Source organism: Pseudaestuariivita sp. (assembly GCF_052825805.1).
In genome coordinates, this window is sequence record NZ_JBRBVB010000004.1 from 20,158 (window position 1) to 32,188 (window position 12,031).

At 63.7% G+C, this 12,031-nt stretch carries 10 protein-coding genes and 1 rRNA gene; 7 read left to right on the forward strand and 4 right to left on the reverse strand.

Annotation, left to right across the window (positions count from 1 at the left end; translation table 11 throughout):
* Window positions 1–122: 122 nt before the first annotated feature.
* The gene (gene clpB / locus ACU0B3_RS07620; RefSeq protein WP_446260246.1) at window positions 123–2,735 is read left to right on the forward strand and encodes an ATP-dependent chaperone ClpB; all 2,613 of its coding nucleotides are present in this window, start codon (window positions 123–125) and stop codon (window positions 2,733–2,735) included.
* Window positions 2,736–2,825: 90 nt separating this feature from the next.
* Here the strand turns inward: clpB and ACU0B3_RS07625 are convergent, their stop codons facing one another.
* The 3 genes from ACU0B3_RS07625 to ACU0B3_RS07635 form a co-directional block, all read right to left on the reverse strand.
* Window positions 2,826–3,296: a fasciclin domain-containing protein gene (locus ACU0B3_RS07625; protein ID WP_446260247.1), complete on the reverse strand. Its 471-nt coding sequence runs from the start codon at window positions 3,294–3,296 to the stop codon at window positions 2,826–2,828.
* 194 nt (window positions 3,297–3,490) lie between these two features.
* The gene (locus ACU0B3_RS07630) at window positions 3,491–4,252 is read right to left on the reverse strand and encodes an SDR family NAD(P)-dependent oxidoreductase (protein ID WP_446260248.1); all 762 of its coding nucleotides are present in this window, start codon (window positions 4,250–4,252) and stop codon (window positions 3,491–3,493) included.
* A gap of 282 nt (window positions 4,253–4,534) precedes the next feature.
* On the reverse strand, window positions 4,535–6,142 hold the full coding sequence (locus tag ACU0B3_RS07635; protein WP_446260249.1) for a calcium-binding protein: 1,608 nt from the start codon (window positions 6,140–6,142) through the stop codon (window positions 4,535–4,537).
* Between the two features lie 298 nt (window positions 6,143–6,440).
* Here ACU0B3_RS07635 and ACU0B3_RS07640 point away from each other — a divergent pair, with 298 nt between their 5' ends.
* Both ACU0B3_RS07640 and msrP read left to right on the forward strand, forming a co-directional pair.
* Window positions 6,441–7,934, forward strand: coding sequence for an FMN-binding glutamate synthase family protein (locus ACU0B3_RS07640; protein ID WP_446260250.1), 1,494 nt, complete (start codon window positions 6,441–6,443; stop codon window positions 7,932–7,934).
* A 99-nt stretch (window positions 7,935–8,033) separates the two neighbouring features.
* Window positions 8,034–8,942: a protein-methionine-sulfoxide reductase catalytic subunit MsrP gene (msrP, locus tag ACU0B3_RS07645; protein ID WP_446260251.1), complete on the forward strand. Its 909-nt coding sequence runs from the start codon at window positions 8,034–8,036 to the stop codon at window positions 8,940–8,942.
* On the opposite strand, the gene ACU0B3_RS07650 is transcribed toward msrP, so the two are convergent.
* A complete protein-coding gene (locus tag ACU0B3_RS07650) occupies window positions 8,936–9,337 on the reverse strand; it encodes a DUF2306 domain-containing protein (protein ID WP_446260252.1) in 402 nt (133 codons plus the stop codon). The genes msrP and ACU0B3_RS07650 overlap by 7 nt on opposite strands.
* 97 nt (window positions 9,338–9,434) lie before the next feature.
* On the opposite strand from ACU0B3_RS07650, the gene msrQ reads away from it, so the two are divergent.
* The 4 genes from msrQ to ACU0B3_RS07670 all read left to right on the forward strand — a co-directional run.
* A complete protein-coding gene (gene msrQ, locus ACU0B3_RS07655; protein WP_446260253.1) occupies window positions 9,435–10,046 on the forward strand; it encodes a protein-methionine-sulfoxide reductase heme-binding subunit MsrQ in 612 nt (203 codons plus the stop codon).
* An 18-nt stretch (window positions 10,047–10,064) separates the two neighbouring features.
* Window positions 10,065–10,478 carry a hypothetical protein gene (locus ACU0B3_RS07660; RefSeq protein WP_446260254.1) on the forward strand — a complete coding sequence of 138 codons (414 nt, stop codon included), beginning with the start codon at window positions 10,065–10,067 and terminating at the stop codon, window positions 10,476–10,478.
* Between the two features lie 42 nt (window positions 10,479–10,520).
* Window positions 10,521–10,964 carry a DUF302 domain-containing protein gene (locus ACU0B3_RS07665; protein ID WP_446260255.1) on the forward strand — a complete coding sequence of 148 codons (444 nt, stop codon included), beginning with the start codon at window positions 10,521–10,523 and terminating at the stop codon, window positions 10,962–10,964.
* Between the two features lie 716 nt (window positions 10,965–11,680).
* Window positions 11,681–12,031, forward strand: a 16S ribosomal RNA gene (locus tag ACU0B3_RS07670); the annotation flags it as partial.

Consider the following 12,031-nt stretch of genomic DNA (forward strand, 5'->3'; position numbering starts at 1 on the left):
CGTGCGGCGCGGGCTTGAAAGGCGCGCGCCGCATCGCCATCTCCTTGGTCGAGGCCCCACCTTGGACCGCGCCACATTTGGGCGGCACTGCACACCGGGGCGCTTGTCAAAAGGAGAGACCGATGAACTTTGAAAAGTTCACCGAGCGGTCGCGCGGCTTTATCCAGGCCGCCCAGACGATCGCGATGCGGGACAGCCATCAGCGGATGGTCCCCGAACACCTGCTCAAAGCTTTGCTGGACGACGAACAGGGCCTCGCGGCCAACCTCATCACGCGGGCCGGCGGCGTCGCTGCACGCGTGACAGAGGCCAACGAGGCCGCCTTGTCCAAGCTGCCGAAAGTCTCGGGCGACGCCGGTCAGGTGTACCTCGATGCGGCAACCGGCAAGGTGCTGGCCGAGGCGGAGGCGCTTGCGAAGAAGGCCGGTGACAGCTTTGTCCCCGTGGAGCGCCTTCTCATGGCGCTTGCCATGGTCAAATCGGCTGCCAAGTCTGCGCTCGATGCTGGCGCTGTGACGGCTCAAAAGCTGAACACGGCCATCAATGACATCCGCAAGGGACGGACCGCGGACACCGCATCCGCCGAAGAGGGCTATGATGCGCTCAAGAAATACGCCACCGACCTGACCGCGCGTGCGCGCGAAGGGAAGATCGACCCCATCATCGGGCGCGATGACGAAATCCGCCGTTCGATGCAGGTCCTGTCGCGCCGCACCAAGAACAACCCCGTTTTGATCGGTGAGCCGGGCGTCGGTAAAACCGCGATTGCCGAGGGTCTCGCCCTACGGATCGTGAATGGCGATGTGCCGGAGTCCCTGCGCAACAAAAGCCTCCTCGCGCTCGACATGGGCGCGCTGATCGCTGGTGCAAAATACCGCGGCGAGTTCGAGGAACGCCTCAAAGCCGTGCTGACCGAAGTGACCGAAGCCGCCGGCGAGATCGTCCTCTTCATCGACGAGATGCACACGCTTGTTGGCGCGGGCAAAACCGACGGCGCGATGGACGCCTCGAACCTGCTGAAACCCGCCCTTGCACGGGGGGAGCTGCACTGCGTCGGCGCGACCACGCTTGATGAATACCGCAAGCACGTCGAGAAAGACGCCGCTCTTGCGCGCCGCTTCCAGCCGGTGCTGGTGGACGAGCCGACCGTCGAGGACACTGTGTCGATCCTGCGTGGGATCAAGGAAAAGTACGAGCTGCACCATGGCGTGCGGATCAGCGACTCGGCTCTCGTGAGCGCCGCGACCCTCTCGCACCGCTACATCACCGACCGCTTTTTGCCGGACAAGGCCATCGACCTTATGGACGAGGCCGCCTCGCGCCTGCGGATGGAGGTGGACAGCAAACCCGAAGAGCTCGACGCGCTCGACCGGCAGATCCTGCAGCTGCAGATTGAGGCCGAGGCGCTGCGGCTCGAGGACGACGCCGCCTCCAAGGACCGGCTCGAAAAGCTCGAAAAGGAGCTGGCCGAGCTGCAAGAGCAGTCGTCCGAGCTGACGGCCCAGTGGCAGGCAGAACGCGACAAGCGTGCCTCGGCGCAGGACCTCAAGGAGCAGCTCGACCGCGCCCGCGCGGACCTCGAGATCGCCAAGCGCGAAGGCAACCTGGCCAAGGCAGGCGAGCTCTCCTACGGCGTGATCCCGTCGCTCGAAAAGCAGCTTACCGAGGCCGAAGCGGGCGAAGCCGCGATGGTCGAGGAGGCCGTGCGCCCCGAGCAGATCGCGGCCGTCGTGGAGCGCTGGACGGGTATCCCGACCTCCAAGATGCTGGAGGGCGAGCGGGAGAAACTCCTGCGGATGGAAGACGTCCTGCATGGCCGCGTGATCGGTCAAGCGTCCGCAGTGCGTGCGGTGTCCAACGCCGTGCGCCGGGCGCGCGCCGGGCTCAACGACGAAAACCGTCCGCTCGGCTCGTTCCTGTTCCTCGGGCCAACCGGCGTGGGCAAGACCGAGCTGACCAAGGCTGTCGCGGACTTCCTCTTTGACGACGACAGCGCGATGGTGCGCATCGACATGTCCGAGTTCATGGAGAAACACGCCGTCGCCCGCCTGATCGGCGCGCCTCCAGGCTATGTCGGCTACGACGAAGGTGGCGTGTTGACCGAAGCGGTGCGGCGCAAGCCCTATCAGGTCGTGCTTTTTGACGAGGTCGAAAAGGCGCACCCGGATGTCTTCAACGTGCTCCTGCAGGTGCTCGACGACGGGGTGCTGACCGATGGTCAGGGGCGCACCGTGGATTTCAAACAGACGCTGATCGTGCTCACCTCCAACCTTGGCGCGCAGGCGCTGAGCCAGCTGCCGGACGGAGCTGATGCTTCGGGCGCGCGGCGCGATGTGATGGACGCGGTGCGGGCGCATTTCCGGCCCGAGTTCCTGAACCGTCTCGACGAGACGATCATCTTTGACCGGCTCTCGCGGCCCGAAATGGACGGGATCGTGGACATCCAGCTGCGCCGTCTGGCCAAACGGCTCGCGGGGCGCAAGATCACGCTCGACCTCGACACCGCGGCCAAGACTTGGCTTGCTGACGAAGGGTATGACCCGGTGTTCGGCGCGCGCCCCCTGAAACGCGTGATCCAGCGCGCCTTGCAGGACCCGCTTGCGGAGATGCTGCTGGCCGGTGACGTCAAGGATGGCACGGCGCTGTCCGTGAGCGCGGGCAGCGAGGGGCTGATCATCGGCGACCGGGTCTCCTCTTCGGAGCGCTTGCCGCCTGAAGACGCCGTGGTGCACTGACGCCGTAGGGTGGGCATCTGCCCACCTGACCTGTCACACGAAAAAGAGCGGACCCGAGGGCCCGCTCTCTTTCATTTCAGGCCAGACGTCTTACGACGCGGGCATGATCACCTTGTCGATGACGTGGATGACGCCGTTCTCGGCTTCGATGTCCGCGGTCACGACGGTTGCGTCGTTGACCATCACACCTTCGTCGAGGTCGATCGTCACGTCACCGCCTTGCACTGTGGCGGCGGTCATGTCGTCCTGCAGGTCGGTCGACATCACTTTACCCGGCACGACGTGATACGTCAGGATCGAAACCAGCTGGTCCTTGTTTTCCGGCAGCAGCAGGCTGTCGACCGTGCCTTCCGGCAGCGCGGCAAAGGCTTCGTCAGTCGGTGCGAACACGGTGAACGGGCCTTCACCCTTCAGCGTGTCGACCAGGCCGGCGGCCGAAGCTGCGGCGAGCAGCGTCTCGAACGAGCCTGCTTCGGTTGCGGTTTCCACGATGTCCTTTTCCGACATTGCGAACGCGGGGGTTGCGGCTACTGCGGCCACGAGAGCAAATTTGCGGAACATGTCATGTCCTTTCTGTTCAAAGGGTCACGATGCGTTCGTCTGCATCGCCCCAGCAGTTAGGGAGCGTTTCGAGAGGGGCTATCCGCGCATGCGACGTTCTGACCATGGCATGCGCCGGGGGCCGCGCTAAGCCGTGCGCCCAGCGTGGATCACATCACGAATAGTTCAGACGGCGTGAAGACTGCGCGTGCGGATCAGCTGCGCAGGGCGGGCAACCCGATGCCCGTCGCCTCGAACCCGCCGTCGGCGGCGATGCACTGCCCGGTCACGTAGCTGGCGTCCTCGGAGCAGAGGAAGGCGATGAGCGCCGCGATCTCGTCCTCGCTTCCGTACCGGTTGAGCGGGATCGCGTCGTGATAGGCGGCGATGATGTCCGGCGTGTGGACGGCCATTGCAAGCTTGGTGCGCACCGGGCCAGGGCAGACGGCGTTGGCGCGGATGCCAAGCTCGCCAAGCTCGACGGCTTGCTGCTGCGTCAGCGCGATCACGGCGGCCTTGGACGTGCCATAGGCGACGCGCAGCGTCGAGGCGCGCAGCCCGGAGATCGAGGCGATGTTGACGATCGCGCCCTTGGCCTCGGCAAGGTAAGGCGTGGCCGCCTGGCTCATCAGGAATGTGCCGTCGAGGTTCGTCGCCATCACCCGCCGCCAGCGGTCGAAATCGGTCTCGGCAATCGGGCCAAAGTCCGCGACGCCGGCGTTGTTCACCAACGCGTCGAGGCTGCCGAACCGCTCCACGCAGGCGCGGCACGCGAGCGGCGCCGATTGTGGGTCCGAGATGTCGAACCGCAGCGGCAAGGCGTGTGTCTCCGGCAGCGCCGCACAGGCCGCGTCCAGCGCCTCCACATCCCGGTCGAGCAGCGCGACATGCCAGCCGCGGTCCAGCATCAGCTTGGCGGTCGCCAGGCCAATGCCGCGGGCTGCGCCCGTAATAAGTGCAGTGCGTGTCTGGGTCATGGCGGCTTCCGGTCGTCAGGGTCACCGCAGTCTGCCAGACAAACGCCGGTGCGCAAGGCGGATTGCCCCGCCTTGAATGGCGCTCTTGGCCTTGCGCTCAGATCGAAGCGCCCGCCTGACAGGCACTGTCAGGCCGCGTCATGCCGAAGGCATGCCTCCGGCATGACCCGTCCCCGTCAAACCGAAGGTTTGCCTCCGGCAAAACGGGCGGCGCGATGCGCCACCCCTCGGGACGGCGCGTGAATTTCCGTCCCGCACGAGGCAGTCAATTCTTCGTCCGCGTCAGAACAGAAAGTCGTCGTTCGTCAGGCTGGCGACATCCGTATCTCGCAGTTGCAGGCTGTCACGCTCGTTCAGCTTGATCCGCACGTGGCTGCCCTGTTGGGCGATGGTCAGCTGCGAGATGTCCGTGGCGCCCGAGAAAGACACATCGACGAGGTCCGTCCCGGCCTCGAAGTCGCGCGCGGTGTCCCGCCCCTTGCCAAGGACAAAGACGTCCGCGCCGGTCCCGCCAAAGAGCACGTCGTTGCCCGCGCCGCCGTCGAGCGTATCCTCGCCCGCGCCTCCGCGCAGCAGGTCCGCGCTGCGCCCGCCAAAGAGCTGGTCGTCTCCTTCGCTGCCGGTGAGGCTGTCGCGGCCATTGCCGCCCAGCAGCGTGTCGTCGCCGCCGCGCCCGTCGATCCGGTCCGAGCCGTTCTTGCCGTCGATGAAATCGGCGCCGTCGAGGCCCTGCACCCGGTCGCCCTTGTTGGAGGTCACGGGCGCGGGGCGGTCCGCAAAGACGAAGTCCGCGTCGGTCAACGCGTCGGGGCTCACGCCGTCGAGGATCAGCGTCGCGCTGGGCAGGCTGACTTTCACGCTGCCTGCGCCTTCGGCCTTGATGCCCAGATCGGAGAGTTCGTAGACCGCAAAGGCCGTCAGGTCGATCACGTCTTCGCCGCTGGCAAAGTCCGCGATGGTGTCCCTGCCGTCGCCGCGCTTGATGACAAACGTGTCGGCTCCGTCTCCGCCGATCAGCGTGTCCTTGCCTCCGCCGCCTGCGATGATGTCGTCGCCCGCGCCACCGTCGACCAGGTCGCGCCCGCGGCCGCCCGAAAGGGTGTCGTCGCCTGCGCCACCAAAGACAATGTCGTCGCCGCGGCCACCGGCAACGTCGTCGTTTCCGGTCCCGCCGTAGGCTTGGTCGGCCTGTGCGCCGCCCCGGATCACGTCATCACCGGAGCCGCCCGACAGCACATCGCGGCCATTGCCCCCGATCAGCGTGTCGTTGCCCTTCTCGCCATCGAGCGTGTCGTTGCCGTTGCCACCCAGGATGCTGTCGTCGCCGAGATTGCCACTGACCACGTCGGACCCGCCCTTTGCGTCAAAGGTGTCGTTGCCCCAGGTCAGCCCAACCTTGTCGCTGCCGCGCGTTCCGAACCCCATCGTGTCGACGGGAGTTGGCAGCAGCGTCGCCTCGCCGGTGGTCGGATTGAGCGCCTCGACCTCGAACGACCAGCTGGCGCTGAAGCCCCGGGTCAAGGTCACGTTTATGTCCGCGCGGCCCTCGGCGTCAGTAAAGATCGGGAAGGAGAGGGAGAAGTCGCCCAGCTCGGATATGGAGGTCACTTCGGTGCTCGACCGGATGAAGCCCTCGTGTCCGCCAGATCCGTCAACGCTCACCGACACCTGGTAGCTTCGGTTCGCCTCTCCCAAGAATGGGATAAAGTCTGCGACGTCGAACCGGGGAGCCGCGGAAACCTTGCCCGACACGGTGTTTCCGATTTCGAGCGGGATCGGGTTGCCGCCGTTGAGGTCCTCGCGAAAGACCGGACGCGGTATGACATTGCTGCCCGGTGGCGGAGAGCTCGGCGCGATGTTGATAAGCTGTTCTTTGAAATCTTGAGGCATGATGTCCCCCCGGGGTCACAAGAGCGTTGAAAAAGGGATCAATCGTTAACGCACGGATTTAAGGACCAGCCGCTGTAATTGGCCACAGAAAATCGGGATACCTGCGCGCTTTGCAATTTTTAGGCGAAGTTTCGCAACCTGAGCGCGATCGTTGCGTGGATCGTCTGAACAAAGCCGGCGACAGCTCTCTATTGTGGTCGAAGGCGTTGCGGACCCCACGCAATCGCGATGCGGCGTGTGCTTGCCGGATGCGCTCGGCTCTGTGCAGGGTAGAGCGAAATCGACCAAGGAGCCGCCCATGGGCTTTGCATTTCAAGTTCTCGACGCTGCGGCGATCCTCTTTGTCTGGATATTGGGGCTGGGCGTGCTGGCCCTCGCGGTGCTCTTTGTCATCGACCGCACCCAGCGGGAGGACGCGATCCGGCGCAATTATCCGGTGATCGGGCGGTTCCGGTCGCTCTTTTCCACGTTGGGGGAGTTCTTCCGCCAGTACTTCTTTGCGATGGACCGCGAGGAGCTGCCGTTTAACCGCGCGCAGCGGCATTGGGTGGACCGTGCCTCCAAGGGGAAGGGGAACACGATCGCCTTTGGCTCGACCCGCAATGTGGCGATCCCCGGCACGCCGCTCTTTGTGAACGCGGCCTTCCCGCCGCTCGACCAGCCCAAGGCGGAGACGCAGACGCTGACGATCGGCGCCGGTGCGCGGCACCCCTACCATGCGCCGTCGCTCTTTAACGTGTCGGGCATGTCCTACGGGGCGATCTCGAAACCGGCGGTGCAGGCGCTGAGCCGCGGCGCGGCCAAGGCTGGCTGCTGGCTCAACACCGGGGAAGGGGGGCTGTCGCCGTATCACCTCGAAGGGGGCTGCGACATCGTCTTTCAGATTGGCACGGCCAAATACGGCGTGCGTACCAAGGACGGTGCGCTCGACGAGGACAAGCTCAAGGACATCGCGGCACATCCGCAGGTCAAGATGTTCGAGATCAAGCTCGCCCAGGGCGCCAAGCCCGGCAAGGGCGGCATCCTGCCCGCGGCCAAGATCACCGACGAGATCGCCGAGATCCGCGGGATCGAGAAAGGCACCGACAGCCTTTCGCCCAATCGCCACCCGGAGGTGGAGAGCTTTGCGGACATGCTCGACATGGTGAACCGCGTGCGCGACGTGACCGGCAAGCCGGTGGGGATCAAGATCGTCGTCGGCTCCGCCCGCGCCATCGCGCCGATGTTCGACGAGGTCAAGGCGCAGGGCCATGCGCGGGCACCCGATTTCATCACCGTCGACGGCGGGGAGGGCGGCACCGGCGCCGCGCCCATGCCGCTGATGGATCTGGTGGGCCTGACCATCCGCGAGGCGCTCCCCATCGTCGCAGGCTTGCGCGATCGCTCGGGCCTCAAGGACCGCGTCCGCATCATCGCCAGTGCCAAGATGATGGTGCCCGGCGATGTCGCTTGGGCCATCGCCACGGGCGCTGACTTCTGCGTCTCCGCACGCGGTTTCATGTTCTCGCTCGGCTGCATCCAGGCGCTCAAGTGCAACAAGAACACCTGCCCGACAGGGATCACGACGCACGACAAGCGCTTCCAGAAGGGTCTCGTGCCCGAGGACAAGGAGGACCGCGTCGCGCATTATGCCAAGGGCCTGATCAAGGAAGTCGAGATGATTGCGCATTCCGTCGGCGTCGCCGATCCGCGCGACATGCGCCCCGAGCATGTGCGCATCGTGCAGGACAACGGGACCTCCGTGGCGATGGACCGGCTCTACGCCGATCACCTGACAACCACGAATGCGTGAGACTTGATTGCGAACCGAGACAGGGTTGCCTTCGTTATGACAGAAGCGCAGAGCGGCGGACAGCTGCACACATATATATGAGCCGAACCGGAGGACGAGATGGCACATCGCTGGACCAATGACCTGACATGGGACGACGTGACCCCGGAGGCGGCTTACCTCAAGCGGCGGCAGATCATGGCGGGGATCGCCGGCCTCGGCCTTGCGACAGCCCTACCAGGGATGGCCCGCGCCAGCACCGACGCGCTCGAGCCGAACACGTGGGAAGAGATCACGACCTACAACAACTATTACGAGTTCGGCACCGGCAAGGACGACCCCGCCGAGAACGCTCATATGCTGACCACCGAAGGCTGGCAGATCGAGATCGACGGGCTGGTCGACCGCCCCGGCACCTACGCCTTTGATCAGGTGATGTCCGAGATGACCATCGAAGAGCGCATCTACCGCTTCCGCTGCGTGGAGGCGTGGTCGATGGTGATCCCGTGGAACGGGTTCGAGCTCAAGGATCTCCTCGACTTGGCCGGCGTGCAGGATAGCGCCAAGTATGTCGCCTTCGAGACGGCCTACCGCCCGGACGAGATGCCCGGTGTCGCTTACCCCGTGCTCGACTGGCCCTACGTCGAAGGGCTGCGGCTCGACGAGGCGATGCACCCGCTGACGATGATGGCGACGGGCATCTATGGCCGGACGATTCCCAACCAGAATGGCGCGCCGCTGCGACTGGTGGTGCCGTGGAAGTATGGCTTCAAATCGATCAAGTCGATCGTGCGCATCACCCTCACCGACAGCGAGCCGCCCACGTCGTGGAACAAGTCGAACGGGCGCGAGTACGGCTTTTACTCGAACGTGAACCCCGAGGTGGACCACCCCCGCTGGAGCCAGGCCACCGAACGCGTGATCGGCTCGGGCCTCTTTGCCAAGCGCATCCCGACGCTGATGTTCAACGGCTACGAGGACGAGGTGGCAAGTCTTTACGAGGGCATGGACTTGGCCAAGTTCTACTGACCGCCAAAGGTCACCGCGTGCATCACGCGGCCGGGCAGAAAGGTGACCCCCCCGGTCACCACCAGCCCGAGGAAAAAGAGCGAGCGCATGGACGCGCGGTGCAGGGCGACCTTCCTACACCGCACGGCCAGCACAGCCAGCGCCGCATTCACCAGCACGAGAAGGGACAGCAGATGGATCGGACTGACCGGGCCAACAAGCCGCAGCTCATGAATCCACAGGCTGCTCGCGGCCACGCCCAGCATCAGGGCGGTCCAGACGTAGTCGATGATCCCATGCCGCACCGTGCCCTCGGCGCCGATCAGCTGCCAAAGGCCCAGCACGAACGCCGCCATCGCGGCAAAGGCATGCGCGGCAATGATCGGACCCGCGTCAAAGAGGGGCGTGAAAGACATGCCCGAAAGGCTAACACCCGGAGGATGGCGGCGTGAAGCGGCGCCGTCCCACGCCCTCCGCCGGATTGGACCGCCGCCCACACAAGGAGCCCACGCCATGATCGCCGCAACCGTGAACAAGGCCGCGCGCCCGGTCCCGGCGTGGGCTCTTTATTTTGTGGCGGTGATCCCGCCCGTCTGGCTCGTTTACCTTGGCCTCACCGGCGGGCTCGGCGTCGACCCGGTCAAGGTGATGGAGCATCAGATGGGCGAGTGGGGGCTGCAGCTCTTTATCGCGACGCTCGCGATCACGCCGCTGCGCCGCTACGCCGGGATCAACCTGCTCAAGTTCCGGCGCGCGCTCGGCGTCATCACCTTCTTCTATATACTGGGCCACCTTCTGGTGTGGCTGGTGCTGGATGTGCAAATCCTGGCGCAGGTCTGGGCGGACATCCTCAAGCGCCCGTATATCACCGTCGGCATGGCCTCGTTCCTGTTGATGCTGCCGCTGGCGCTGACCTCGAACAATCTGGCCGTGCGCAAGCTCGGCGGCACGGCGTGGCGCAAGCTGCACTGGTTGACGTATCCCGCGGTCATCCTCGGCGGCGTACATTATTTGATGCTGGTCAAAGGCTGGCAGTGGGAACCAATCATCTACCTCTGTGTTATCGGTGTACTGCTTCTGCTGCGGCAGGGAGGCAAGAAAGCCCCCCGCACCGCGGCGTCTTAAACGCCAGAGGTTACATCCATGAAGTTCGCGTGCGTGCTCGCCACCGCTCTGGTGGCGTCAGGTCCCCTGTTGGCCGAACCTACCAAGGTCGCCACGATGAAGACGGTCGCCCAAGCTGCCGACGACCTGGTGGCGGCGATCGAAGGGCTCGGTGCCTCCACCTTTCTGCGCATCGACCAAAGCCACGGTGCCGGCCTTGTCGGATCGGACATCGAAGAAAGCCAGCTGATCTTCTTTGCGGCGCCCGCCGACAGCGGCACGGCTCTCCCGGTCAAGGTCCTCGTCTATAGAGACGTCGCCGGAGATGTCTGGCTTGCTTATGAGGAGCCGGCCAGAAGGATCGAGGAATCCGCCGGAGCCCCTGTCGACATGCGGATCACCATGCCGATGTCGAGCGCTTTGAAAGAGCTGACGCAGACCGCGGCCTACTGATCTGCGTGAGACCGCGCGGCAATTCCCAAAGGACGATCAACCATGAAACTCGCAGCGCTTCTCACCACGAGCCTCTTTCTGTGCGGCACGGCTGTCGCAGAGCCGATCAAGGTCGCCACTGACAAAACCGTGGACGCAGCAGCCGACGCACTCGAAGCAGCGATCGACGGCGCCGGCGCAAAAGTCTTTGCGCGCGTCGACCACGGAGAGGGCGCTGAAAGCGTCGGCGCCGACATCGGGGAAAGTCAGTTGATCATCTTTGGCAATCCCAAGGTCGGCACTCCGGCGATGGAGGCGGCGCGGACCGCAGGCTTGGCACTGCCGCTCAAGGTGCTTGTCTACGAGGATCAGGACGGTGCGGTTTGGCTTGCATACGAAGATCCGGCCAAACGCATTGCCGATGCTGGCGGCACAGACATGGCTTCCAAGGTGACTGACCCCATGCAGACGGCGCTGGAAAACCTCACGCAGGCCGCCGCGAACTAAAAATCGGCGATGTGGAGAAAAAAGGGCGAGTCATCCTGCGGGGTGACTCGCCCTTTTGCGTTCGCACGAGTCGCCGCGAGTCTGTGGATAACCACGCTTGATTGTAGAAAAGGGCCCCAGAGCCACGAAATATAGAGTTCTGCACGCATTTCGAGTGTTTGATTTACGTCCGGTAAGCCCTTTCAAAATTTGACCATCCGAAAAAAGTTCACCTGCAAGACTCTGAATTTGCTCAATAAATAGCTTTCATGCAAAAAAGATGACGCTTTTTTAAAAAAGGGGTTGCGGGCCTCAGCACCTAACCGTAAATACCCCCTCACCGGCGGCGCTGAGGCGCCAACGGGACGCCAACGGAACGAAGCGGCAGACGCCGACAAGGGCCTGAGGCAAAAAACACTGAGGTAACTGAGGCGGGGCGCGCTAGAAAGAATTAGCGCTTCCGGTCGATTTTGTCTCGACGCTCTTTGAAATCGCTAAATATCTGAAGAGATATGTGGGCGGCCTTGGTTCATTCGATGGATCAAACACCTGCATATCAACTACCTAGGAGACGGACTTGTTCCCGATCCGATGATGGATAGTCAGCTTCACTGTTTGTACGGCTTTGCGTTACTTCGGTAACCTGAAGCACAACAAACAGATGACTCATCTGACCTTAGCCGGTCAGATGGATGTGCAGAGGTTCGAACGTCAAGGATAAGCTGGTAACAGCTTTTCAACTTGAGAGTTTGATCCTGGCTCAGAACGAACGCTGGCGGCAGGCCTAACACATGCAAGTCGAGCGCACCTTCGGGTGAGCGGCGGACGGGTGAGTAACGCGTGGGAATGTGCCCTTCTCTGCGGAATAGCCACTGGAAACGGTGAGTAATACCGCATACGCCCTTCGGGGGAAAGATTTATCGGAGAAGGATCAGCCCGCGTTAGATTAGGTAGTTGGTGGGGTAATGGCCTACCAAGCCTACGATCAGTAGCTGGTTTTAGAGGATGATCAGCCACACTGGGACTGAGACACGGCCCAGACTCCTACGGGAGGCAGCAGTGGGGAATCTTAGACAATGGGCGCAAGC